At 75.7% G+C, this 24,217-nt stretch carries 17 protein-coding genes; 9 read left to right on the top strand and 8 right to left on the bottom strand.

The window, feature by feature from the left end:
* Positions 1–2 precede the first annotated feature (2 nt).
* The 3 genes from WME82_RS20275 to WME82_RS20265 are packed head-to-tail and all read right to left on the bottom strand — an operon-like array spanning position 3 to position 4,590.
* Positions 3–1,115: an ABC transporter permease gene (locus WME82_RS20275; RefSeq protein WP_438044168.1), complete on the bottom strand. Its 1,113-nt coding sequence runs from the start codon at positions 1,113–1,115 to the stop codon at positions 3–5.
* On the bottom strand, positions 1,112–3,802 hold the full coding sequence (locus tag WME82_RS20270) for an ABC transporter substrate-binding protein (protein WP_438044167.1): 2,691 nt from the start codon (positions 3,800–3,802) through the stop codon (positions 1,112–1,114). Before WME82_RS20270 ends, WME82_RS20275 begins: the two co-directional genes overlap by 4 nt.
* The gene (locus WME82_RS20265; protein WP_437553997.1) at positions 3,799–4,590 is read right to left on the bottom strand and encodes an alpha/beta fold hydrolase; all 792 of its coding nucleotides are present in this window, start codon (positions 4,588–4,590) and stop codon (positions 3,799–3,801) included. Before WME82_RS20265 ends, WME82_RS20270 begins: the two co-directional genes overlap by 4 nt.
* Before the next feature lie 476 nt (positions 4,591–5,066).
* Here WME82_RS20265 and WME82_RS20260 point away from each other — a divergent pair, with 476 nt between their 5' ends.
* Positions 5,067–5,564, top strand: coding sequence for a MerR family transcriptional regulator (locus tag WME82_RS20260; RefSeq protein ID WP_437803275.1), 498 nt, complete (start codon positions 5,067–5,069; stop codon positions 5,562–5,564).
* Positions 5,565–5,806: 242 nt separating this feature from the next.
* Positions 5,807–6,577, top strand: a complete 771-nt coding sequence (locus WME82_RS20255) for a sigma factor-like helix-turn-helix DNA-binding protein (protein WP_438044166.1) — start codon at positions 5,807–5,809, stop codon at positions 6,575–6,577.
* On the opposite strand, the gene WME82_RS20250 is transcribed toward WME82_RS20255, so the two are convergent.
* The 3 genes from WME82_RS20250 to WME82_RS20240 are packed head-to-tail and all read right to left on the bottom strand — an operon-like array spanning position 6,578 to position 10,641.
* Positions 6,578–9,082, bottom strand: coding sequence for a hypothetical protein (locus tag WME82_RS20250; RefSeq protein ID WP_438044165.1), 2,505 nt, complete (start codon positions 9,080–9,082; stop codon positions 6,578–6,580).
* Entirely contained in the window at positions 9,070–9,942 is an 873-nt protein-coding gene (locus tag WME82_RS20245) for a hypothetical protein (protein WP_437916846.1), read from the bottom strand. Before WME82_RS20245 ends, WME82_RS20250 begins: the two co-directional genes overlap by 13 nt.
* A 60-nt stretch (positions 9,943–10,002) precedes the next feature.
* Complete coding sequence (locus WME82_RS20240) at positions 10,003–10,641, bottom strand: RNA polymerase sigma factor (protein WP_438044164.1); 639 nt, start codon at positions 10,639–10,641, stop codon at positions 10,003–10,005.
* Positions 10,642–10,955: 314 nt separating this feature from the next.
* Here WME82_RS20240 and WME82_RS20235 point away from each other — a divergent pair, with 314 nt between their 5' ends.
* Together WME82_RS20235 and WME82_RS20230 are read left to right on the top strand one after the other, a co-directional pair.
* Entirely contained in the window at positions 10,956–11,507 is a 552-nt protein-coding gene (locus WME82_RS20235; protein ID WP_438044163.1) for a hypothetical protein, read from the top strand.
* A gap of 191 nt (positions 11,508–11,698) precedes the next feature.
* Complete coding sequence (locus WME82_RS20230) at positions 11,699–12,067, top strand: septal ring lytic transglycosylase RlpA family protein (protein ID WP_437748003.1); 369 nt, start codon at positions 11,699–11,701, stop codon at positions 12,065–12,067.
* A 49-nt stretch (positions 12,068–12,116) separates the two neighbouring features.
* Here WME82_RS20230 and WME82_RS20225 read toward each other — a convergent pair whose 3' ends face one another.
* Entirely contained in the window at positions 12,117–14,543 is a 2,427-nt protein-coding gene (locus tag WME82_RS20225) for a PQQ-binding-like beta-propeller repeat protein (protein WP_437747137.1), read from the bottom strand.
* A 222-nt stretch (positions 14,544–14,765) separates the two neighbouring features.
* On the opposite strand from WME82_RS20225, the gene WME82_RS20220 reads away from it, so the two are divergent.
* From WME82_RS20220 to WME82_RS20210, 3 genes are all read left to right on the top strand, one after another.
* Entirely contained in the window at positions 14,766–15,392 is a 627-nt protein-coding gene (locus WME82_RS20220; RefSeq protein WP_044965217.1) for a CDP-alcohol phosphatidyltransferase family protein, read from the top strand.
* A 125-nt stretch (positions 15,393–15,517) separates the two neighbouring features.
* On the top strand, positions 15,518–16,108 hold the full coding sequence (locus WME82_RS20215; protein ID WP_438044162.1) for a Uma2 family endonuclease: 591 nt from the start codon (positions 15,518–15,520) through the stop codon (positions 16,106–16,108).
* A gap of 78 nt (positions 16,109–16,186) precedes the next feature.
* Positions 16,187–17,302 carry an outer membrane protein assembly factor BamB family protein gene (locus WME82_RS20210; protein WP_438044161.1) on the top strand — a complete coding sequence of 372 codons (1,116 nt, stop codon included), beginning with the start codon at positions 16,187–16,189 and terminating at the stop codon, positions 17,300–17,302.
* A gap of 31 nt (positions 17,303–17,333) precedes the next feature.
* Here WME82_RS20210 and WME82_RS20205 read toward each other — a convergent pair whose 3' ends face one another.
* Positions 17,334–18,068 (bottom strand): hypothetical protein, encoded by a 735-nt coding sequence (locus WME82_RS20205; protein WP_437747134.1) that lies wholly within the window; start codon positions 18,066–18,068, stop codon positions 17,334–17,336.
* 320 nt (positions 18,069–18,388) lie between these two features.
* Here WME82_RS20205 and WME82_RS20200 point away from each other — a divergent pair, with 320 nt between their 5' ends.
* Positions 18,389–19,918 (top strand): hypothetical protein, encoded by a 1,530-nt coding sequence (locus WME82_RS20200; RefSeq protein ID WP_438044160.1) that lies wholly within the window; start codon positions 18,389–18,391, stop codon positions 19,916–19,918.
* Between the two features lie 224 nt (positions 19,919–20,142).
* Positions 20,143–24,048: a serine/threonine-protein kinase gene (locus WME82_RS20195; protein ID WP_438044159.1), complete on the top strand. Its 3,906-nt coding sequence runs from the start codon at positions 20,143–20,145 to the stop codon at positions 24,046–24,048.
* Positions 24,049–24,217 lie beyond the last annotated feature (169 nt).

Genomic DNA, 24,217 nt, shown 5'->3' with positions numbered 1-24,217 from the left:
GCTCAGCGCGACCGCGACCTGAGCCGGGGATCGAGGGCCAGGGCCGCCACATCGAGCGCCACGGTGGCGAGCACGATGGCGGCCGCGGAGAAGAGCACCGTCCCGACGATGAGCGGGCCGTCCCGGTTCTGGAGCGCCTCGACCGCCATGCTCCCGACGCCGGGCCAGCGGAAGAGCTTCTCCGTGACGATCGCGCCGCCCGCCAGCGCCCCGAGGTCGAGCGCGGCGAGCGTGGCGAGCGGCAAGAGCGCGTTGCGCAGCGCATGGACGACGAGCGCGCGCAGGCGAGAGGCGCCCTTGGCCCGCGCGGTGCGGATGAAGTCCTGGCGGAGCAGCGTCCGGAGCTCCTCGCGGACGATGCGCGCGTAGAGGGCGCTGCCGAACACGCCGAGCGTCAGCGCCGGCAGGACGAGGGAGCGCAGGTGATCGGCCGCCGTGGCGCCGTACCCGTCGTACGGCAAGAGCCGGAGCTTGTAGGCGAGCACGTACTGGAGCGCGGGGCCGATCACGAAGGTCGGCGCGCTGGCGCCGAGCAGGGTGGCGCCGAGCGCCGCGTCCTCCCAGGCCGTCCCGCGGCGGACCGCGGCGACGATCCCGAGCGAGAGGCCGAGCAGGAGCTGCACCAGCAGGGCGGCCAGCGCGAGCTCGACGGATCGCGGCACCTTCGCCTCGAGCAGATCCACGACCGGCTTGCGGTAATGGAAGCTGTAGCCGAGGTCGACGTGCAGGCCGAGCGGCCCCGCCGCGCAGCTGCGGTGCTCCGGATCGGCGCGCGCGCCCGCGTGGGCGCCAGGGGCTCCGCCGTCGCCGCCCCCCGCGGGGCCGAGGTGGACGAGCCGCCGGACGAACCGCGCGAACTGCACGGGGACCGGGCGATCGAGCCCGTGGATGGCCCGCGCGCGCTCGAGGTCCGCCGCCGAGGCCTGCGGTCCGACGAGCATCCGCGCGGCGTCTCCCGGGAGGAGGTACGCTATCCCGAACGAGACCGCGGTGACCCCCGCGATGACGATCGCGGCCCAGCCGAGGCGCCGGAGCAGGCGCACGAGCGCGGAGCCCACCGCGGAGGCGCGGCCCGGGCGGGGCGTGAGGGCACGGCGCGCGCGCGGGGTGCTCATCGGGGGAGGGCCGCTCGCGCGAGCAGCGCGCGGAGCGGCGTCGCGGTTCGTGGCGCGGCCGCGCGCGGCCCTCCGCCGGCCCCGGGTCGCGCGGACGGGTCGAGCCAGACCTCGTGCAAGCGGGACGTGAGCGCTGCGGCGCCCTCGTGGCCGCGCACGTAGGGGTGCCAGAGCTCGAGCTGCCGCGCCGTGTACGTGGGCACCCACGGCGCGCGATCGCGGACGATGCGCTCGGCGCGGTCGTACAGCGCGAGGCGCCGCGCGCGATCCTGCTCGGCGTGGGCGGCGTCGAGCGTGCGATCGAGCTCCTCGTCGCTGAAGAAGGCGTAGTTCTGCGAGCCCTCGTCGCGGATGGCGCGCGTCGAGAGCGTCGGCTCGAAGACGCTCGCCGGGTCGGGGAAATCGGCCTGCCATCCGACCCAGCCCATGGGGACGGCGCGGCGCCGCGAGGCCTCGGCGAGGTAGGTCGCCCAGCTGACGAGCCGCAGGCGGACGCGGAGGCCGATCCTGGCGAGCTGCTGCTGGACGATCTCGCCGATCGCCTGCTCCAGCGTGTCCGGGACCGCGATGTAGTCGATGACGCCCGGGTAGCCGCCCCTCCCGGTCGCCGGGTCGTACGGGTAGCCGGCCGCGGCCATCTGCTCGAGCGCGCGCGGGAGGTCGTGCTGCCGCATCGGCGCGTCGCGCGGGGGGCCCGGGATCGACGGCGGCAGCACCCGGTCGAGCGCGAGCAGATCGGGGCGCACCTTCTCCAGCACGGCGGGGTCGAGGGCGAACGCGACAGCGCGCCGGACGGCGAGCTGATCGAACGGCGCGAGCTCGGTGTTGAGGAAGACGGCGTTGGTCCTGTCCCGCGTCACCCAGCGCCTCTGCCCCTCCCACCCGGGCGCGGCGCGGTAGGCCGCCGCGTCGATCGCGGTCAGATCGCGCAGGACGTCGAGCTCGCCCTCCTCGAACTTGTAGCGCTGGGTCGTCGCGCGCACGCCGGTCTGCCACGCGATGGCGTCGAGGTACGGCAGGCCCGGGCGGAAGTACCCCTCGTGGCGGGCGAGCCCGATGCCGCCGTCCTGGTCCCACCGCGCGACGCGGAACGGGCCGGCGCCGCACGGCGGCGGCGGGCTCGCCGCGTCGACCGCGGCCCCGGACGAGGGGCACACCGGCGCCATGAACGCGAGCGTCATGAGGGGCAGGAACGTCGCGTCCGGCGCGCGCAGATCGATCGCGACGGCGTGATCGCCGAGCACCCGCACGCCGGCGAGGTGCGGCGCCGCGCCCGCGTGGTACTCGGCGAAGCCCTCGATCATGTCGTACTGGCTCGCGCCCGGGCTCGGCGTCCTCGGGTGGAGCGTCCGCTCGATCGAGCGCTTCACGTCGGCGGCGCGGAGCTCCGCGCCGTCGTGGAACCGCACGCCCTCGCGCAGCGTGAAGACGTACGTCCGCCCGCCGCGCTCCACCTCGATCGCGCGCGCGAGATCGGGCGTGATGCGGCCGCCCTGGTCCCACGTGACGAGGCGGGCGAAGACGAGCTCCGCGACGGTGCTCGAGAGCTCGTCGTAGGCGAGCGCCGGATCGAGCGCGCGCGCGTTGACCGTGGTCGCGAGGCGCAGCGTCCCGCCGCGCACGGGCGCGCCGGGCGCCGGCTCGCCGCCGAGGGGCGCGCGGACGCCGCCCGCCGAGCCGCCCGAGAGCAGGAGCAGCGCCGCGCCCGCGACGAGCAGATCGACCGGCAGGCGACGGCCGCGCGGGAGCGCCGCGCCGGCTGGATCGAGCGCGTCGCGGAGCCCCTCGCTCGCGCGGTGGAAGCCGAGCACGGCGAGCACGATGGCGAAGCCCGGCGCGGCCACAAGGAGCGGCCTTACCCCGAGGTACGGCTCGGCCTCGTGCAGCATGCGGCCCCAGGTCGCGGTCGGCGGCTGCGCGCCGACGCCCAGGTAGCCGAGGGCGGCCTCCGCGAGGATCATCTGCCCGGCGCTGATGGTCGCGAGCGCGAGCAGCGTCCCGCCCACGTTCGGCAGGACGTGCCGCCGGACGATGTGCAGCGGCCCCGCGCCGAGCGCGCGCGCCGAGGCCACGAAATCGCGCTGCGCGAGCTCTGCGGTCTTGGCCCGGACGACCCGCGCCGCCCCGGTCCACCCCGTGAGGCCGAGCACGAGCAGGATCGTCCCCACGTCCGCGCGCCCCACGGCGACGCCGATCGCGGTCACGAACAGGAGGTACGGCAGGGCGAGGATCACGTCGACGAGCCGCATGAGCGCGCCGTCGAGCGCGTCCGCCCGCGTGCCGGCGGCCATGCCGGCCGTGACGCCGACGAGCGCGCCGAGCCCCGTGGCGAGGGCCGTGGACGAGAGCGCGACGGCGAGCGAGAGCCGCGCGCCGTGCGCGAGGCGCGCGAGCAGGTCGCGGAAGAGCGGGTCCGTCCCGAGCCAGTGGGCGGCCGACGGCCCGGGCGGCGCTCCGGAGGCGTCGCGGGCCAGGGTGAAGTCGCTCGCGTTCGGGTCGTGGGGGATGACGGCCGGCCCCACCGCGGCGAACAGCGAGAGCAGCGCGACGATCCCGAGGCCGAGCAGCGCCGAGCGGTCCCCGAGGAACCGCCGCGCCGCGTCCTCGCCGAGGACGGCGCGCCCAGCGCGCCCGGCCGCTCGCGCCGCGCCGCGCGAGAGCCGAGCCCAGCGCGCCGTCGCCGTCACCGCTTCCCTTCGAGGAACTGCGTCACGAGCGCGACGAACTCCCCCGGCCGCTCCTCGTGGGGCGAGTGCCCGGCGTCCATGATCTCGAGCATCGCGCCGGAGATCTCGCGGGCGAGCCGCTGCGCGCTCGCCGCCGGGAAGATGCGATCGTCGCGCCCCCACACGACGAGGGTCGGCGCCGTGATCCGGGTGAGGCGCGCGACGACGGGGCGCGCGTCGAGCACCGCGCGCATCACCGCGTGGGCGCTCTCGCGCGCCGAGGGGGCGTTGAAGAGATCGTAGTGCCGGTCGACGCGCGAGAGCGGCACGGCCGCGTCCGCCCGGAACACGTCGTCGCGGAAGTACGACCGGAACGTGCCGCGGCCGTGGAGCTGCTTGAAGACGATGCCGCCCACGACCGGCAGGAGCGGGAGCTTCATCTTGAAGCTCATCGGGAACGGGTAACAGAGCGCGTCCTCCAGGACGAGCCGCTGCACGAGCTCCGGGTGGTTGGCGGCCAGCGTGATCGCGACGGCGGCGCCCATCGCGTGGCCGACGAGGTGCGCGCGGCCGACGCCGAAGGCGGCGATGAGGTCGGCCACGGCCTCGGAGAACGTCTCGATACCGTAGGCGTACCGCGCCGGGCTCGGCTTCTCGCTCTCGCCGAAGCCCGGCAGGTCCGGGGCGATGACGTGGAACCGCTGGGCCAGCGTGTCGATCACGTCATCGAACTCCAGGTGGCTGACGAGGAAGCTGTGGATCAGCAGCAGCGCCGGGCCGTTGCCCGCGCCGGCGACCAGGACCCGCATCCTGACACCCCGGGCGGTGACATCCCTGATGACGCGTTCGACGGGTCGGGGGGCGGCGGGAGAGGCCGAGCCCCGACCCTCGCTGGCGAGGGCTTTGGCCATGGTGGCGGCGAGACTATCAGCCCTTTTGTCTGAAAGGACCGATGTGTGTCAGGGTACGGGGCATGCCGCTCCACGAGCCCCGCTGGGTGTCGGGCGCCCCCCTGCTCGCACCCATTGCACCGAGCGTCGCTTTTTTCCCCTCACGGCCCCCGACCCGCGTCGTGCCGGGCGGGCCGACGCGTCGCTCCGACGGACGAAAAATGTCCGAGGTATGTCAAGAACCCCGGCAAAGCACCGCGTCTCGCGACAGCCACACAATAATCGTAGTCGCGTCAATTGACTGTATTCCATTCAGTGGAATAGAGTCGCCCGCGTCGGTTGGGTAGGGCCTCCGGCAATCGATGGGAGGACCGGTGCAGAGGATCCCTGAGGAGGTGCTTGAGCGCATCGAGCGGGAGCACGCCCAGGGGATCACATCGAGCGATATCCTCGAGCTGTTCGCGGCTCATGGCATCAAGTTCAGCGAGGCGACGCTCCGGAAGTATGTGCAGCTCGGCTTGCTCCCGCGCAGCGTGCGGGTGGGGCGCAAGGGCAAGCACCAGGGCTCGCAGGGGATGTATCCGGCCACGGTAGTCCGCCAGGTCCAGCGCATCAAAGAGATGATGGCCCAGGACTACACCATCGAAGAGATCCAGCGTGAATTCCTGTTCGTGAGAGGTGATATCGAGGAGCTCGAGCGCACGATGGCCAAGGTCTTCAATGCGCTCAGGGATGCCGCCAAGGAGAGGCGGAGCGAGACGAGCGGCAGGGCGATAGCCCAGGACCTCGCGAGCGCAGAGTCGCTCGCGCGGGAGCTCGTCGCCAAGCTGGCGTTGATAGAAGAGCGCTTGATGGCGCAAGCGCGGCTCACGAAACAGGCGGCTTCCTCTTGAGGGGCCGAGTCGCGGGGCTTTCGTCGTCGTGAAGTACATGGGGCCGCGGGCGCGGCCCCGCCTGGGTTTGATGCGATCGACGGGACGAGCATCGGCTCGTTTCGTCGCAATTTTTTAGGGACGGCATCCGGCTTTACGTCGGGCTTAAGGAGCGGATCCCTCTGCGTTCGAGCTGGGACTCGGACGTACGGGGAGAGACGCGCGCGCTTGAGAGCGGAGACGCTACCAAACGGAGGCAGCGCATGGCGACGGTGTCTGACAGCGAGCTCGAGATCTTCGGCCTGGACGGTGCGGATGCGGCGGAGGGCGATCGCGACCCAGCGGGCTCAACGGAGCCCGTCGTGGAGGGCGCGCTCGCGCTCCAGGTCGACCCCGCGGAGTCGGGGAACGCCATCACGCGCGAGCAGCGCAGGTCGCGGCGGAAGCGCGAGATCCGGGCGCGGACGATCAGCGTCAAGCGCATGACCAAGCGCGAGCTCGAGATCGGCCGGATGCTCTACCCCGAGACCGACTACTACAAGCCGCGGGCCCGCGCCGAGTGCGTCGACGGTCCGAGGCCGTGCCCGTACGTCTCGTGCCAGCACCACCTCTATCTCGACGTCTCCGCCAGGACGGGCGCCATCAAGCTGAACTTCCCCGATCTCGAGGTCTGGGACATGAACGAGACGTGCGCGCTCGACGTCGCGGATCGCGGCGGCACGACGCTCGAGGACGTCGGGGCGATCATGAACCTGACCCGCGAGCGGATCCGCCAGGTCGAGGTCAAGGCGCTCGCGAAGCTAGAGGCGCTGAAGGACATGATGGCGCTGCGCGATTTCGTCGACGAGGGTCCGGTCGGCAAGCGCCGGCTCCCCGTGCTGACCCAGCCGGACGACGACGACGACGAGGACGAGGTCGACGAGGAAGAGGCCACGGGCGCGGACGGCGACGCCGAGGACGAGGGCCCCGAGCCGACCCGCGCTGGGCGGCCGGCCGAGATCGAGGACGCCGGCGACTTCGACGGCGGGGAGTGATCAGTCGGGCCGGGCCTCGACGGTCACGATCGCGTCCGCGCCGAGCGCGCCCGCCAGGAAGGCGCGCCACGCGGCCAGCGTGATTTTCGCAGCGGCCGCGCGGGAGGGGCGGCCGTTGAACAGGTGGATGAGCCGGCGCCTGGGCTCCGCGAGCGCGTCGCGCTCCCGCCGGGCGAGGTGGGCCTCGGCGCGGCCGAGATCGGCGTCGGTCACCCGCTGCGCCAGGCCGGCGAGGAGCTCCTTCGCGCGGGCCGAGGCCTCGCTCAGCTCGCCGGCCTCTGCCCTGATCTCGACGGCGAGCGCCGCGGCGCGTGTCCCGCCGAGGACGCGCGCGCTCGCGCGGGCCGCGAGCGGCCGCTTCGTCGGCGCTGCGCTGGCTGGAGCCGGGGACGCCGTGCTCGCCGCGGGAGAGAGCGCGGCCGCGAGCAGTCCGCCTTCGCCGTTGAGGGCGAAGGCCGTGAGCTCGGCGAGCTCGCGCGCCGTGGGAGAGGCCTCGCGCGCCGCAGGGAGCCGCGCGCCGACGACGGCCTGCGACAGGGCCGCCCCGGCCGGCAGGCGGGCGTCGTGGTGACCGAGCCGGGGCACCACCGCGCCGTCCGGTGAGCCGCACCCGCGCGGGGTGAGCCGCGGCGCGAGCCAGCGCTCGGCGGCCTCCGCCGCGGCGGCCGCCTGGGAAGCGTCGGCGTTCGCGAGGACGGCGAGCCGGAGCGGGCCGGTCGCGAGGGCCTGCCAGCGGAGCTGCACGGTCTCGAGCGCGCCGCTCGCCACCCGGTCCCAGACGCCGAACGGCTCGATCCAGGACGGGTGGTCGGGCGCGATCGCGGAGGCGAAGGCCTCGAGCGCCGCGGCCCGCCCTCCGGAGAGGTGCTCCAGGTGCTGGAGCGCCGCGGCGCGCGCCAGCGTGAGCGCCTCGGGGCCCAGCGTGGTCGCCGCGACCGCGCGCGCGGCGGCGTTCGCCACGCGGCGCCCGAGCTCGGCCGGGGTCTCGCGCTCGTCGCGGAACGGCGCGTGCGCGATCACGCCGACGGCATCCGCCGTGACCCACGGCTCGATCGTGACGTCGAGCTCGCGCCGCCGGGTCTGCACGGCGGCGAGCGCGGCGAGCGCCGTCGCGCCGGCGTCGTACAGCCCCTCCTCGGCGACGCCGCACGGGCTCCCGAGCAGGACCCAGACCTCGCCTTGCCCGCGCTCGACCAGCGCCCGCCGCTCCAGGGAGGGCTGGGCTCCCGGCGCCAGCGCGCGCGAGAGCTCGGCCTCGAAGCGCCGAGCGCCGGCCTCGCCCGGCGCCGCGGGCTTCGGCGGGTCGGCGCTCGGAGGGAGGCCGAGCGCCGTCGCCCACCGCTCCGGCGGCGCGCCCGGGGCGCTCCCCGAGAGCGCCCACCACGCGGCGCGCGCGCCGGCGTCGCGAGGGTCCTGCGCGGTGAGGACCTGACGCGTGGCGACGTCGGGGTTCGGCGGCGCCGAGAAGCCGCGGCGGATCTCCTGCCGCGCCACCGCGGCCGCGAGCGCCGCCGAGGCCTCGACGGGCGGGGCCGCGGGCAGATCGGCGGCCTCGATGGTCACGCTCACGCAGCCGCCGCGCGGGCGGGCGACCCCGAGCACCTCGACGGCGCGAAATGGGGAGGGGAGCGCCGAGAGGCGCGCGCGGAGCGGGGACCCAGGCGCGCCGAGCCGCTCCGCCGCGGCGACGGCCGCCTGGGGGCTCGCGACGCGCGCGGCCACGGTCACGCGGGCGGCGCGCCGTCCGAGCTGGTTCGTCGTGTACACGCCGACCGTGTCCGCCGCCGGCCAGGGGTCCGTGGGCGGGCCGCCCGCCGGCCAGGCGTCGATGCCCTCCGCCGCGCGCGCCGCCTCCTCGCAGAACGCGGCGGGGCCGACGGCGGCGATCGAGGTGCGCCCGGCGTGCAGCGCCGCGGCGCGCCACCCCTCGAGCTCGCGCGCGCCCGCGGGCGTCGCCAGATCGACCACGGGCTCGGCGCCCGCGAGGCCCAGCTGGCCGGTGCAGGCCGCGATCGGCGAGAGCTCCGGCGCGTCGAGCGGGCTCGATCGGAGCGCCTGCGTCCGCTCCGCGGCCCGGGCGACCTCCGGGCTGCCCGCCGCGATGGGCTGCGCGAACGCCGCCGACAGCGCGCGCAGGAACGGCGTGACGCGCGCCGCGTCCCTGACGAGCAGGCGCACGCGGAAGGCGCTGCGGTCGATGCGCGCGTCCACGTCGAAGCCGGCGGCGAGCAGGCGCGCCTCGACCACGCTGGCGAGCGCCGTCGTCGCGACCGAGCCGAGATCGGTCGCGACCGAGACGACGAGCGCGGGCGCGGGATCGCCGTCGCGCGAGACGAGCGCGAGCCGCGGCCGGGCGTCGAGGTGGCGCACCTCGATGCGCCCGACGCTGCCCTCGGGCGTCGAGGCGAGGGCGTGCCCCGGCGCCGGCGGGCCGCCGGGCGCCGCGCCGCGGCAGGCTGCGAGCAGGACGAGCGGCGAGAGGAGCGCGGGCCTCAGGGAGCGCATGCGTCGTCGGAGGGCAGCGGCGCGCCTTCCAGCTGGAAATCGGCCGGGCAACGCGGGGCGATCTTGAAGCCGTAGAAGTAGGTGAGCACGCCGGTGACGGACCGGAAGGAGGCGCCGTCCGCGAGCGGCGGCCCCTCGCGCTCGAGATCGTAGAGCTCGTTCGAGAGGCGCGGGACGTCGGCGGGGCGCACGCCGGCCCCGACGTCGATCGACGCGGCGTAGCGGCCGTCGCGGTTCGAGGGGTCGCCGGCGATCCTGACGCCCTCGACCCGCACGAGCATGCCGATGTACGGGCGCGCCGACGCGTAGCCCCTCAGGTCGTCGAGGGGCACGCGGATCGGGACGGCGGGGCGGTCCTCGAAGCGGAAGCTCATGGTCCCGCCGAGCTCGGGCAAGGTGCGGCAGCCGCCGAAGCGGCCGGCGGAGGGGCCGAGGAACTCGGTGAGCTCGCCGAGCACGTCGACGACGTCGCCGGGGATGAGCCGCAGATCCGGGGGGTCGAACGCGGGCTGGAAGACCGTCATCCCCGAGTAGGGGACCGGCTTGTCGGCGCTGTCTTGCACGTAGTGGTTGCCGCGCGCGCCCTCGCCGGTCTCGTCGAAGCTGTCGATGGCGACGAGGGTGGCGCCGGTGACGTGGGCGCGGCGAGCGGGCGGCGCGGCGCAGCGCCGGCTCTCTTCGTCCTCCGGGTCGAGCCACCCGGCGTCACCGACGATCTCGGCGACGCGCGCGCCGCCGCCGCGCTCGTCGGCGAGGGGGATCGCGGGGGCATCTCCGTCGCCGCCGCCGCACGCGCCGAGCAGCGGGGCGGCGGCCGCGATGAGCGGGAGCGCGGAGGAGGTGCGGGGCGGGCGAGCCATCCTCCTCGGCTCATACCACAGGGCCGACGGCCGCCGAGCCCCCTTCGGGGGAGGGAAACGTCACGCCGCGAGGCTGACGCTGGACAGCATCGCCTCCAGGCGGCTCTGGATCTTGTGGCGCTTCGAGTACACCGTCTTCACGCTGATCCCCATCCGCGTCGCGATCTGCTCCGGGGGCAGGCCCTCGGCGAAGTAGAGCGCGACGAACTCGCGGTCCTTGTTGGAGAACGCGTGGAGCACCCGCCCGACGAGCGCGGCGCGCTCGCGGCGCTCGGCCTGCTCCTGCGGCGAGGGGCGCTCGCAGGGGAGCTCGACCGCCGCGTCGTCGAGCGGGGCACAGCGCGGCGCGCGCCGCCTCGAGCGCAGATGGTCGTACGCGCAGTGGACGGCGAGCGTGCCGATCCAGGAGCTCAGCCGCGACCCGCGGCCTGCGTCGAAGGTCCTCAGCTTGCGCATGTCGTTCGAGAGCAGCTGCACGAGCAGCGTGGCGTGGATGTCGCGGATGTCGTCCTGCGCGACCACAGCGGAGAAGCGGGCGATCACGCCGCTGATGCAGCGGTGGACGAGCCGATCGTAGCGGGCGTGGAAGGCGCGCCAGGCGCGCTCGTCCCCCGCGATCATCGCCTCCACCAGCGCACCTTCGGCGAGCTCGCCGAGGTCTTCGCGTCCGTTGTCGCCGAGAAGCAAGTCGTTGGGCATGCCTGGCTCCTGTGCACCCGACATGCCAGCGAGGACCGATGCGCGGGGCGTCGCGTCGCTGCGCGGCGTCCTCGCCCGGCGGCGGCCGTCGTCGCGCGATCTTCCGCGGAGCGCCGACGCGGCACGCGATCTCCGGAGCCGCGGAGCTCGGGCGACGAGCGCGCGTCGCAGGGGTCATCGCAGCGGCGGCGGGTCGTCGCGGACCTGCGCGTGCCCGAGGCGCTGTTAACGCGGGTTCACGCGCCCGGCGCCGTTCTGGAGACCCCGCGCGCATCGGCTCGGCGCGCGGGCCTGTTTCGGGTTATGGACGGATCGTGCTCTCCGGTCGTGCCCTGGCCCTCGCGGTCCTCGCGTGGTCGCTCCTCAAGGTCGCGGTGCGCCGTCTCTTCGACGACGGTCCGAGCGGGCTCGCGCTCTTCCGCGAGAACTACGACGCCGATGGCCTGCCGCCGCTCTCGCCCGCCGAGCGCGCGGCCCTGCCCCGCTTCTCCCGCTGCATCGCGTGCGGGCGCTGCGACCTCGGGGAGGCCGAGCGCATCGCGGCCTCCAGGGGGGCTTACCGCGGCCTCATGACCGTGGTGCTCGCGTCGTCGCGGAGCATGCCGGACTTCGACGCCGCGGCGCTCGCGCTCGCGCACGTGCCGGAGGAGGTGCTCGCCGAGAAGGAGAGGATCTGCCCGACCGGCGTGCCGTTCCGCGAGCTGGCCGGGTTCGTTCGGGCCAAGGCCAGGCCCCAGGCGGCGCCGTCCGCGGACGGGGCGGGGAGCGGCGAGCCCGCGGCCCTGGCCCTGGTCGCCGCGGTGACCTCGCCCGCGGCCGACCTCGACCCCTCGTCGGCCGATCGCGCCGCGCCCGAGGCGACGTGATGACGCCCGGTGGACGCCGCGGCGTGGCGAGGACGCTCGCCTTCCTCCTCCTCTTTTGCACCCCCGCCTGCTCCGCTCACCAGCCTGCAGCGCCCCGCACGGGAGCCGACGCGCCGATCGCGCTCGGCGTCGCGCCGAGCACCCCGCCGGCGCCCCCGCGGCACCAGGCCGAGGACGACGATCCGGACGACATCGACAGCGTCTCCACGCCGATCGCGCCCGCGAGCGCGCGGAGCGCGGCGAAGGGGACGCCGATCCAGGGCGGGCGCGCCACCTACTACGCCGACAAGTTCAACGGCCGCCGCACCGCGAGCGGCGAGCGCTACAACCCGCGCGCGCTCACGGCCGCGCACCGGACGCTGCCCTTCGGCGCCGTGGTCGACGTGGTCCGCCGGGACGGCCGCCGCGTGCGCGTGCGGATCAACGACCGCGGCCCGTTCAAGCGCGGCAGGATCATCGATCTGTCGCGCAGGGCCGCCGAGCGGATCGGGCTCATCGAGGACGGCGTCACCCAGGTGACGCTCGAGCTCATCTGGAAGCCGGCGCGACGGCCGCGCTGACGCGCGCCGCCGCGGCTACTGACGGCCGCGCTGACGCGCGCCGCCGCGGCTACTGGACGAGGCTGAGCCGCGGGGCCGCGGCGAAGGCCGCGAGGTGGCCGCTCTCCTCGGCCACGTAGACGTCGCACCGCTCGTCCACCCGCAGGAGATCCGGGATGAGGTCCGTCGGCACCTTGCCGAGCAGCGCGCCGTCGCGCGGCCGGACGACGTGCACCTCGCTCTGCGGCACGAACAGCGCGCCCGAGCGGAGCACCGGCTCGAGGCGCCGCGGCCTGTCGCCCTCGACGCCGCCCGCGATGACGTGCCGGTACCGGACCGCGCCGTCGTGCGCGCCGACCCCGACGATCTCGCCTGCCTCGCTGTTCACGACGACCACATCGTCCACCATGAGGCACGAGGCCGTCGACGCGCACGCGGTCAGGTCGAAGCGCGTCGCCCCGGTGCGGCGATCGATCCCCACGAGCCCCGTGCCGCGCCGCCCGTGGGTCACCACGCACACCGTCTCGGGCCCGAGCAGCGGCGCGCCGACCGGCGCCACGTGCTTCGGCAGATCGACCGTCCACCGCGCCTCGCCGGACCACGGGTCGAGGTGGTGCAGCCGCGCCCCGCCGCGGCCGACGAAGGCGCCGTCGCCCGCCAGCGCGAAGAGCGCGTCGTGATCGACCGCCACCGGCGACGCGAACGGGAGCCGGTCGCAGAAGCGCCACACGACCTCGCCGCTCAGCACGTCGAGCGCCGCGAGGGCCGGCTCGCCGCTGCCCACGAGGACGAGCTTGCCCGCGCGGCGGAGCCGGAAGTTCTCGCCGCGCCGCGCGGCGTAGCGCCAGCGCACCTCGCCGGAGTAGAGGTCCACGGCCGCGAGGTGGCGCGTCCCCTCGCTCACGATGAGCATCCGCGGCAGCCCGGGGGCGCTCACCACCGCGCCCGAGGCGTTCGCGCCCACGCGCGGCGAGAGCCGCGTCGACCAGGCGACCTCGCCGCTCGACAGATCGTGCAGCTGCAGCGTGCCGTCGGGCAGGAGCCGCCCGAGGCCGACCGGCGTCATCACCGAGACCGCGCGCGGCGCAGGCTTGCGCCACAGGCACTCGCCAGTCCGCCGATCGATGCACGTCAGCTCGCGCGTCGAGCCCACCACCAGCACGTCGCCGCAGAGGAACGTGGCGCGGAGATCGATCGACGGGATCGCCGCGATCCACCGGGCCGTGAAGCGCAGGCGCGTCCGCCCGAACGTGTCCTCGGCGGCGGCCTGCGGGCGCGCCGCCGCCGCGAAGGCGCGGTACGTCTCCGGGGCCACGTTGATCTTCGCTTCGTTGCGCGTGAGCTCGCGGAGCCGCTCGGCGAGCTCGCGGACGCGCGCCCGGAACTCGAACAGGCGCAGGTTCGACGTCTGGCCGCGATCGCGGCGCACAAGGCTGCGCGCGAGCGCACGCCCGAACGCGACCACGCCCTGGGCGAGCGCGGCCACGTCGACGGCCGGGAAGGTCCAGGTCTGCGCCCGCTCCTCGGCGGCCGCGAACGAGGGTACGCGGCCAGCGCCGGGCGCGCGGGGATCCGCGGAGGGGACGCGGCCCACGCGGGGCACGCCGAGCGTGAGCGACAGCGCCCCCTCGCTGTGCAGCCGGACGCCGAGGATCGCGCCGCCGACGGTCAGCCGCCGGTGGTAGGGCTGGCGCCGCGCCCACGCGTCGAGCGACTCGAGCGACAGCGACGCGAGCTGCTCGGCGAACGGGAAGACGAAGACGTCGGGCAGCTCCCGCGCCTCCTCGCCCACGAGCACGCGGATCTTGCCCCGGAAGAGGAGCGAGAAGAGGTCGGCCCGGAGCACGGCCGGCTGCGTGAGCGCCGCGCCCTGCGACGTGCGCAGGAGCGCCTCGGCCGCGATGGCGATCGGGATCTCGCCGGTCGGCTCGACGCCCACGATCGCGGGCTCTCCTCCCGCCTCGTCGGGCGAGAACGGCAGGGAGGCCGCGAGGCACCGCCGCGCGGCCGGGAGCCGCTGCTCGCCGATCCCGCCGAGATCCGCGTCGTTCTCGGCGAAGGCGGCGTCGCGGCGCGCGCCCGGGCCCCTGCGCGAGGCGAACCGGTCGATGGCCGCGAGGAGGCGCGCGCAGAGCGCTTCGCCGTCGAAGCGCCGCTCGTGCAGGGCGACCTCGGGCACGTCCCCGCCCTGGAAGACGGTGACGAGGAGGTCGCGGCCCACGCGCTCCAGCCCGAGCTCCCAGGGGTCGGGCTCGAGGCACAGGCGCACGACTGCGCGCGCGCGGCGTCCGGAGGCGAGCTCCGCCGCGGCCTCGGCGAGCTCGCAGAGCAGCGGCAGCGCCTCGGCCTCGGCGCGTAGCGGCAGCGCCGCTCCATCGAGCGGAGGAGACGCGTTGCGCGCCCCCTCCAGGACGAAGTCGAGCACATCGTGCAGCGACGTGCGCTCGGGCTCCGATGAGCAACGGGTGTTGTCGGCGACAAGTGACAGTCCGGGCATCCGCCGACGGATGCTAGGCAGCGCGCGGCCCGGTCCTAAGTTTTGTGCGCGGATCGCCGCGGAGTGGACAAGCACGTGCCACCTGGCTAGACGGCGCCGGCGCCGGGCGCGCCGCGGCCCGAGGCGCCCTGCGACGCGAGGACGCCCCGAGAACGGCGACGCGCGCCGCGCAGAATGGTTGGCAATCGAACCGGACGTGCGACACTGCGCACCCCGAGCGCCATGCCTGCCGAGAGACCGCCCCATTTCTCGATGCTCCGGTCGTTCGCGCTCGCCGACTTCGTCACGCTGGCGAACGCGGCGAGCGGCACGCTGAGCATCCTGCTTTGCCTGAACTACGTGGCCGAGCGAGAGCGCATCTATATCTGGGTGGCGTTCGGGCTCCTGCCGTTCGCGCTGGCGTGCGACGTCCTCGACGGCACGATCGCGCGCTGGCGTCGCAAGCACTCGCCGCTCGGGGCCGATCTCGACTCCCTCGCCGACGTGGTCTCGTTCGGCGTCGCGCCCGCGGTGCTCGGCTACGCGCTCGGCCTGCGCGGGCCGTGGGACGCCGCCGCCCTCGTCTACTTCGTCGCCTGCGGGATCAGCCGCCTCGCGCGGTACAACGTGACGGCGGCCGAGCTGTCGGACGAGCGAGGAAAGGTGCGCTACTACGAGGGGACGCCGATCCCCACGAGCCTGCTCATCGTGCTGCTCTTCGGGGTGCTGTTTGCCAAGGAGCGCGTGCACGAGCAGCTCTGGCTCGGGTCCATCGCGCTCGGCCCCTGGGCGTTCCACCCGCTCAGCCTGGTCTATGTCGTGAGCGGCAGCGCCATGGTCAGCGGCACGTTGAGGATACCGAAGCCGTAGCGGGGAGGGGCAGGCGGGCGCCGACGCGCGCCGGGGAGGGGCAGGCGCGCGGCGCCGCGCGAGCGTTCAGGTTCGGCGCGCCACACACCCTTGCCTCTCCCTGGGCGTCCAGGCAGGCTCCGGTCATGGGCCAGCCCGCCGAGAAGCAGCCCCGCGCCACGTACGCGGACCTTGAAGCCGTCCCGTCGAACAAGGTGGCGGAGCTCGTCCGCGGCACCCTGCACGTGTTCCCCCGCCCGGCGCCGCGGCATGCGCGAGCCGCGTCCCGGCTCGGGGGGAAGCTGTCCGGCCCCTTCGACCTGGGCGAAGGCGGGCCCGGCGGCTGGACCATCCTGGTCGAGCCTGAGCTGCACCTCCCCGACCCGCGCACGCCTGGTGAGTTCGACGTGCTCGTGCCCGACCTCGCCGGCTGGCGGATCGAGCGCATGCCCGAGCTGCCCGAGACGGCCTTCTTCCCGCTCGCTCCCGACTGGATCTGCGAGGTCCTGAGCCCGTCGACCGAGGACGTCGATCGCACGGAGAAGATGCCCCTCTATGCGCGCGAAGGCGTGCTCCACGCGTGGCTCGTCGATCCAATCCGGCGCACCCTCGAGGTCTTCTCGCTCGCCGCGGACAGGGGCTGGGAGCCCGGCCCCGTCCACCGCGACGCGGCGCGGGTCCGGGTCGTGCCCTTCGAGGCCATCGAGATCGATCTCTCGGTGCTCTGGGCGAAGTAGCGGAGGCGAGTCCCCGGTCCGGCGGGCCGCGCACGGTCGCTCTCGATCACGGGCACCCGGCGGCGATAGACTGTCGGGATGCGGCCCTGCTGGAGCTGTGGTGCCTCGCTGGAGGCAAGTCGTGATGGGATCGCATGCCCGCGCTGCGGCGCAGATGCCCCCGGCGTCGCAGGCGCGGCTGCGCCGCGGGGCGCGCCCGCGCCCGCGCCGGGGCCATCGCGGGCGACGAAGGTGCTCCTCGCCGCGGCGATGGCCGCGGTCGGGATCGGCTTCGCGGTGATGTTCTTCGCGCGCGTCGACCCGCCGCAGGAGCCCGCGCCGCGCGCGCGCCCGCTCTCCACGCAGCTCGACGCCCTCTGCTTCGTGGACGCGAACGGCGACGACGCGCCCGACCCGGTGCTGTGGCAGGACGGCAAGACCCGCGGGCGCGTGGTGGCCGTCGATGGGCGCAGCGGGCAGGGGATCTGGGCCTCGCAGCAGATCGAGGAGCCGGACGCGCTCGCCTGCGCGGACCCGAACATGGTGCTCGCGGGCGGGGGCGACGCCGCGCTGCGCGCGCTCGACGCCCGCACCGGCAAGGAGCGCTGGGTGGCGAACCTCCCCGGGGTCCCCGACGAGATCGCGGGGGGCGACGGCTGCGCGACCGTGGTGATGAAGGACGGCACGGCGACCGGGATCAAGCTCGAAGGGGGCGGGGCGGCCGACTGCCCGACGGCGCCGCAGCCGTCGGCGATCACGGGGCACTTCTGGGAGCGCAAGAAGAACCCCCAGGTGGTCCAGGCCGGCGGCGTGGAGGTCGTGCTTGCCGCGCCGGCCGGGGGCCCGCCGCGGCTCACCGCCGAGGGGCGGCGGGGCAGCGAGTCGCTCTGGAAGAAGGAGCTCGCCGCGCGCGCGCCGCTCTCCGGCGGGCGGCCCGACCTGTTCCTCGTCGCGAGCGGCGGCGCCGCCGTCGTCGTCGGCGTCGACGTGGTGAACGGCACCGAGCCGCGGATCATCTCCCTCGATCCGGTGTCCGGGGCCGTGCGGTACGAGCGCGCCGCGGCCTACCTCGGCGACCGGCTCACGGCGGCGAAGGCGTCCGGCCCCTACGTCTACGTCATCAGCGGCGCCGCGGTGAGCGGCGCCGCGCTGCGCGCGATCGATCCGGCGACCGGAGAGACCGCGTGGCGCGCGACCACGCCGCCGTCGCCGTGAGCCGGTCGCCGGCGTGGCCCGCGGCGCGCCCTCAGCAGAGGCAGCCCACGAACGTGCCCGAGAACAGCGGTCGCTCCATCACGGCGGCGCCGCACGTCGGGCACGTGTCGCCGAGCTTGAGCTCGCGGGGCTGCGGCGCCGGCTTCGCCGGCTGCGCGGAAGGGGACGTCCCCACGACGGCGAGCGGCTGGAACTCCACGATCGACACGCGCGAGAACCCCTGCCTCGGCGTGGCGCTGCGCTGCGGCGACGTCAGGAGATCCTGCTTGCTGCGGACCGGCAGGATGGGCCGCGACATGTTGATGTACGCGAGCTCGATCGTGTAGAGCGCCGGATCGAGCATGCGCGGGTCCTCCGGCTGGACGATCCCGTGCTGGAAGGCCTCGATCAGCATGTCGACGTCCGTCCTCGCGTTGCGGTTGCGCGCGGCGTCGACCAGGAAGAGGCCATTGCCGTAGTAGGCGGCGTTGAGCCAGAAGCCGGTGCCCGCGGTGTGGTAGCCGCCGGTCGCCCACTTGTACCCGCGCAGCGAGCGCACGTGTGTCGTCAGCGCGTTCGCGAGCGCGTACGACGTCATGCCGAGGGGCAAGAGGCTCACGAGCGCCGCCGGGTGGAAGTTCAGGCAATCGCTGCAACAGACAGGCACCGTCGGCACGAGCGCCTGCGCCGGATCGATGCAGACCTGGACTTCCGATTCGCTGCGATAGCAGCCGGTAAAACACGAATGCCGCTCGACGGCGGCCAGGAGCGCGGCGGGAAGTGCCATGCGGGGAACTATACCGTCCACGAGGGCGCATGGCTGCCATGAGGCGCAGCGGCGCCGCCGTTGTCCGAGGCGTGCGCGCCGCGGCGAGCCCAGGTGTTCGCGACGTTCGCGCGCACGTGCCCGCGTGGTCGCGTCTCGCATCTCGTCTGCTCGCACGATTGCGAGCAGACGAGCGCAATTGCGTCCTTCGTGCGCCTGTCACAGGATCGCTGCGTGCTGATCGCCGTACACCCTGAGCGCTTGCTCTGCTGCCGGTGCGTCCTCGATGGAGAACGCGCGGAGCGGCGCGGGCTCCGGTGCAGCGCGGGCGTCAGCGCCTCGTGTCCATCGGAGTGCCGCGCGGACGCACGGGCGGCGTGACGGGGCGGGAGCGTTCGCTGCTCGTTGCGCTCGCCGGCGCGCTCTCGGCGCTGCTCCCGGCGCTCGCGCTCTCGGGGTTCACGGTCGACGACGCCCTGATCACGGCGCGTTATGCGCACCACCTCGCCCGGGGGCTGGGCTACCGCTTCAACGCGGCCGGGCCGGTGACCGACGGCGTGACGCCGCTCGGGTGGGCGTTCGTGCTGGCGCCGTTCGCGGCCGGCGGGCCGCTCGCCGCGCTCGCGGCCGCGAAGGCGCTCGGCGCCCTCGCGTGGACGCTCGCCGCCGGCGTCCTGGCGCTCGCGATCGATCGCGCCTCCGCTCGTCCCATCCGGTTCGCGGCGCTCGCGCTCGTGCCGGCGTCGGCGCCGCTCGCCGCCTGGAGCGTGGCGGGCATGGAGACGGGCGTCGTCGCGGCGCTCGGGGCGCTCGCCGTCGCGCTGCCGGCGCTCGGCCGCGCGCTCGCCGGCGCGGCCTGCGCCGGGGCCGCGGCGGCGCTCCGGCCGGAGCTCCTGCCGTTCGCGCTCGTCGTCGCGCTCTCGGCCCAGGCGGCTCCGCGCCGCGACGCCGCGGGGGGCGCGCCGCCGCGCCCCGCGTGGGCGCGAGCGCTCGCCGCGCTCGCGCTCGCGGGCCTCCCCTTCGTCGCCGTGGCCCTGGCGCGCCTCTCGCTCTTCGGGCGGGCCGCGCCGCTCGCCGCGCTGGCGAAGGCGCCGGACGCGGCGCTCGGGGCCCGGTACGCGCTCGCGTGTTTCCTCCTGACCGGGCCTGCGGCGCTGATCGCGCCGGCCGCGTGGCGCGCGCTCCCCGCGTGGCCCCGCGGGCTGCTCGCGGCGGTCGCGGTGCACTTCCTCGCGGTCGCGGCGGCGGGCGGCGACTGGATGCCGCTGTCGCGGCTCGTCGTCCCGGCGCTGCCCGCCGTGGTGCTCGCGGCGGCCCACGTCGCCTCGGTGGCCCACGCGCGCGCCACGGCGCTCCGGCTCGCGCTCGCGCTCGCGGGGGAGCTCTTCGTGATGGTCCGGGTCGGGCCGACCGCCGCGCGGGTGGGCAGCGACCGGCTGCGCGTCGTCGAGGAGCTCCGCGGCGCGCTCGCCGGGGCGGAGGTCGTCGCGGCGCTCGACATCGGCTGGCTCGGGGCGGCGACGGGCGCGACCCTCGTCGATCTCGCGGGCGTCACGGATCCGGCCATCGCGGCGCTGCCCGGCGGGCACACAACGAAGCGGATCCCCGGGGCGCTGCTCGACGCGCGCCGGGTGGACGCGCTGGTGCTGCTGCTCGCCGAGGGCGAGGCGCCCGCGTCGCCGTGGCCCGCGTCGCGGTTCGCGCGCGGGGTGGAGCAGCGCGTCGCGCGCCTGCCCGGCGCTGGCGACGCGTTCGCTCCCGTGGCGGTGAGCGGCCTCCCGCACCTCCGCTACCTCGTGCTGCGGCGGCGCGCAGACGACGCGGACGCAGGCAAAGCGCCCCGTGGCGCGGGCGCGCAGCGCGACAGGTAGGTGAGCCGGCGAGGCGCGCCGGTGCGCCGGCGTGTGCGCCGCGCCGACGCGAGCGCCTGCGCCGCGACATGCGTCCCTGGGAGGTGGCTCGGCCAGGGGATCGGCCGAGGTGAGCCGGCGCGCACGCCGCGCGGCGTCGAGCGAAGTGACAGTGGACGGACGGCGCGCGCCGCTGGCACGCTGTGCGATAGCGGCAGAGCGCCCGCCAGGAGCGCGTCAGCTCGATGCAGGCAGGAGAGGTCGTCGACGACCGGTTCGAGATCGAGGAGCACGCCGCCTCGGGCGCGACGGCGCGCGTGTACCGCGCGCGCGACCTCCGGTCCGGCGAGCTCGTCGCCCTCAAGCTCCTCCAGACAGCCGCGACCGCGTCGCTGAGCGCCCTCGCGCGCGAGCATCTCGCCCTCGCGACGCTCGCGATCCCCGGCGTCGCCCGTTACGTCGCGCACGGAGCGACGGGCGGCGGCCGGCTCTACCTCGCGATGGAGTGGCTCGATGGCGAGACCCTCTCGGAGCGGCTCGATCGCGGCCCGCTCACGCTCGCCGAGGGCCTCACGCTCGCCGCGCGCATCGCCGAGACGCTCGCCGCCGTCCACCAGCTGGGGTTCGTGCACTGCGACGTGAAGCCGGGCAACCTCATCCTCGAGGGCGGCGACCTCCAGCGCGTCCGGCTCATCGACTTCGGCGTCGCGCGCTTCTCCGGGGATGATGAGGAGGAGTTCCCGACGCTCGGCGACATCCGCGGCACGCCCCAGTACATGGCCCCGGAGCAGGCCCGCGGCGAGCCGCAGATCGACGCGCGCGCCGACGTGTTCGCGCTCGGCAGCGTGCTCTTCGAGTGCCTCACCGGGCGCGCCGCGTTCGGCGGCAGCGACCCGCTCTCGGTCCTCATGAAGGTCCTCCTCGAGGAGCCGCCGCGGCTCAGGGAGCTCCGCGACGACGTCCCGGCCTGGCTCGATCGGCTCGTCGCGCGGATGCTGTCGAAGGCGCGGGAGTCCCGGCCGCGCGACGCGGGCGTCGTCGCGGCGGCGCTCGCCTCGGAGGCGCTGGATTCACGCCTCGACGCGGGCCCGCCGTCGCTTCAGCCCCCGTCGTCCCACCCGCCGGCGCAGCGCGGCCGCGAGATCACGACCAGCGAACGGAAGGTCATGTGCCTCCTCCTCGCCCGGGAGGGCCAGGCCGACGCGGAGGCGACGCTCTCCGACGTCGAGGACGAGGCGAGGGCGCGGGCGATCCGCGAGATCGTCGAGCGCCACCGCGGCCGGATCGAGCTCCTGGAGGCGCGGTGGCTGCTCGTGACGCTCTCGGGATCGGCCGCGCCCACCGACCTCGCGGCGCAGGCGGCCCGCTGCGCCCTCTCGCTCAGGGAGCTGCTCGGCGGCGCCCGCCTCTCGCTCGTCACCGGCCGGGCCGAGGTCGCCGCGCGGCTGCCGGTCGGCGCGGTGATCGATCGCCTCGTGCAGCTCGTGCAGGGCAGCCGCGAGCCCCTCCATCCGGCGGCGATCCGCATCGACGACACGACCGCGGGCCTGCTCGGCGCGCGGTTCGACGCCACCCGGGACGCGTCGGGGTGCTGGCTCCACGGCGCGCGCGAGGAGCCCGAGACGCAGCCCTCGCTCCTCGGCCGGCCGGCGCCCTACGTCGGGCGCGAGCGCGAGCTCGGGCTGATCGAGGCCGAGATCGACGCCTGCTTCCGCGGGGCGGCCCCGGGCGCGGTGCTGGTGACGGGCGCGGTGGGGTCGGGCAAATCGCGCCTCTGCTACGAGCTCGTCCGCGCGCTCCGGTCGCGCAGCGAGCCCCTCGCGGTGTGGCTCGGCCAGGCGGACCCGATGAGTGCCGGCTCCGCCTTCGGCCTGCTCCAGCGCGCGCTCCGCCGCGGGCTCGGCCTGCGCGACGGCGAGCCGATCGAGTCGAAGCGGCGCAAGATCCGCGCGCGCGTCGAGCGCCGCTGCGGCGCCGCGGCGGCCGCGCGCGTCGCGCCGTTCCTCGGCGAGCTCGCGGGCGCGCCGTTCCCGGACGACGACGACGTGCAGCTCAGGGCGGCGCGGCGGCACCCGCTCCTGATGAGCGACCAGCTGCGCCTCGCGTGGGAGGATTTCCTCGACGCCGAGTGCGCCGCGCAGCCGGTGCTCCTCGTCCTCGACGACCTGCACTGGGGCGATCTGCCGACCGTGACGCTGGTCGAGGCCGCGCTGCGCAACCTGAAGGGCAGGCGGTTCGCGGTGCTCGCGCTGGCGCGGCCCGGCGTGCACGAGCTCTTCCCGGGGCTCTGGGGGCCTCACCTCGTCCGGGAGGTCCGCCTCTCTCCGCTCGCGCCGTCGGGCGGAGAGCAGCTCGTGCGGGAGGCGCTCGGCGCCCGGGCGAGCGCGGAGCTCGTGAGGACGCTCGTGGAGCGGGCCGACGGCAACGTGTTCTACCTGGAGGAGCAGATCCGCGCCGCCGCCCGCGGCCGGACCGCGGCGCCGCCGGAGACGGTGCTCGCGATGGTGCAGGCCGGGCTCGACGCGCTCGACCCGGAGGCGCGCCGCGTGCTGCGCGCCGCGAGCGTCTTCGGCGAGGCGTTCTCCGAGGCGGGGGTCGCCGCGCTCGTGGGCCGGTCGGAGGTCGCGCGCGAGGTCGACGAGCTCGTGCGGCACGAGGCGATCGTGCGGATCGGGCCGCGGAGCGCGGCCGGCGACGCCGCGCTCCGGTTCCGCCACGCGCTCATCCGCGAGGCCGCCTACGGCATGCTGACCGAGGGCGATCGGCGGCTCGGCCACGCGCTCGCGGGCGGCTTCCTCGCGCAGCGCGGCGAGGCCGATCCCATGGCGCTCGCCGAGCACTTCGAGCGCGGCGGCGAGCCCGCGCGCGCGGCCACGGCGTACCTCGCGGCGGCGCGGCAGGCGCTGCGGGGCAACGACCTCGGCGCGGTGCTGGCGCGCGCGGCGCGCGGCGTCGCGTGTGATCCGGCGCCCGTCACCGTGGGCGAGCTCCGCCTGCTCGAGAGCCAGGCGCACTTCTGGCGCGGCGATCTCGCGCTCGCCGAGGAGCGCGCCGCGGCCTCCGCGGAGCACCTCGCGGAGGGATCCGCCGCCTGGTTCGCCGCGCTGACCCGGATCATCATCGCCGCGGGCGCCACGGGCGGCCTCGAGCGCGTCGAGCGCTGGGCCGCCGTCGCGCGCGACACGCCTGCGCCCCTCGAGGACGGGAGCTCCGCCAAGAGCGCCTGCCTGAGCTCCGCCGCGCTCATGCTGATCTTCGGCGGCCGCTATGCGCTGGCCGACGCGCTGCTCGAGGGCGCGGAGCGCGCGATCGAGGGCGCCCCGGCGCCGGATCTCGAGGCCGTGGCGAACCTCCACGAGGCGCGCGCGATCCGCGCGCACGCGGGCGGCGACCCCGGCGCGAGCCTCGCGGGCATCGCGGCGGCGCTCGCGGCGTTCGAGCAGGCCGGCGACGTGCGGCGGGCGTGCATGGCGCGCATGAACCTCGGCTACTCGTACGGCCAGGTGGGTCAGCTCGAGGAGGCCGAGGCGGCGCTGCGCCAGGCGCTCGCCGAGTCGGAGCGCATGGAGCTGCGCGGCACCACGGCGTACGTCCTCCAGAACCTCGGCCTGGTGCTCTCCTACCGCGGCCGGCTCGACGAGGCGAGGTCGGTCGAGGAGACCGCGTGCGCGATGCTGGAGCGCCACGGCGACGTGCGGATGGAGGGCTGCGCGCGCGTCTACCTCGCGAGCATCCTGCTCCTCGCGGGCGATCCCGAGGCGGCGGCGCGCGAGGCGCGGGCCGCGGACGCGATCCTCGAGCGGGCCCCGCCGATGCGCGCCTACGCCGTCGCGGTGCTCGGGCGCGCGCTGCTCCACCTCGGCAGCCCTGGCGACGCGCTCGCCGCCGCCGAGCGTGCGCGCGCGCTGCTCGACGAGGTGGGCGTGGAGGAGGGCGAGTCGGTGGTGCGCCTGGTCTACGCCGAGGCGCTGTCGGTCTGCGGGCGTGGCGCCGACGCCGCGCAGGCGATCGCCGAGGCGCGCGATCGCCTGCTCGCGCGCGCCGAGAAGATCAGCGACGGCGCGTTCCGGGCGCACTTCCTGGAGCGGGCCGTGGACAACGCGCGCACGCTCGAGCTCGCGCGGGCGTGGCTGGGCGAGGCGGCGGAGTAGCCGAGCGCGCTCGTCGCTCCAGGCGAGGAGCGCTGCGCGGCCCGCGCGCCCGCCGCTGCGCCGCCGGGGTGGCCTGCGCCGTCGTTCTCCGGTCGATCCTACCGCGAGCGAGCGGGCGGCGCGACCTCCTGACCGCGAGCGAGCGGGCGGTGCTACGCCCCGTCGGAGG

Origin of the sequence: Sorangium sp. So ce128 (assembly GCF_051525245.1) — a bacterium.
GTDB lineage: Bacteria > Myxococcota_A > Polyangia > Polyangiales > Polyangiaceae > Sorangium > Sorangium cellulosum_B.
Note: the sequence above shows the minus strand (reverse complement) of the source record. Positions and strands in the feature narration are given on the sequence as shown.

Bases quoted from the DNA above. Each gene is read 5' to 3' on its own strand.
- WME82_RS20220 (WP_044965217.1), top strand. From the start codon at position 14,766: ATGCCTGCCGAGAGACCGCCCCATTTCTCGATGCTCCGGTCGTTCGCG.
- WME82_RS20195 (WP_438044159.1), top strand. From the start codon at position 20,143: ATGCAGGCAGGAGAGGTCGTCGACGACCGGTTCGAGATCGAGGAGCAC.
- WME82_RS20215 (WP_438044162.1), top strand. From the start codon at position 15,518: ATGGGCCAGCCCGCCGAGAAGCAGCCCCGCGCCACGTACGCGGACCTT.
- WME82_RS20245 (WP_437916846.1), bottom strand. From the start codon at position 9,942: ATGGCTCGCCCGCCCCGCACCTCCTCCGCGCTCCCGCTCATCGCGGCC.
- WME82_RS20240 (WP_438044164.1), bottom strand. From the start codon at position 10,641: ATGCCCAACGACTTGCTTCTCGGCGACAACGGACGCGAAGACCTCGGC.
- WME82_RS20265 (WP_437553997.1), bottom strand. From the start codon at position 4,590: ATGCGGGTCCTGGTCGCCGGCGCGGGCAACGGCCCGGCGCTGCTGCTG.
- WME82_RS20250 (WP_438044165.1), bottom strand. From the start codon at position 9,082: ATGCGCTCCCTGAGGCCCGCGCTCCTCTCGCCGCTCGTCCTGCTCGCA.
- WME82_RS20255 (WP_438044166.1), top strand. From the start codon at position 5,807: ATGGCGACGGTGTCTGACAGCGAGCTCGAGATCTTCGGCCTGGACGGT.
- WME82_RS20275 (WP_438044168.1), bottom strand. From the start codon at position 1,115: ATGAGCACCCCGCGCGCGCGCCGTGCCCTCACGCCCCGCCCGGGCCGC.
- WME82_RS20210 (WP_438044161.1), top strand. From the start codon at position 16,187: ATGCGGCCCTGCTGGAGCTGTGGTGCCTCGCTGGAGGCAAGTCGTGAT.
- WME82_RS20205 (WP_437747134.1), bottom strand. From the start codon at position 18,068: ATGGCACTTCCCGCCGCGCTCCTGGCCGCCGTCGAGCGGCATTCGTGT.
- WME82_RS20225 (WP_437747137.1), bottom strand. From the start codon at position 14,543: ATGCCCGGACTGTCACTTGTCGCCGACAACACCCGTTGCTCATCGGAG.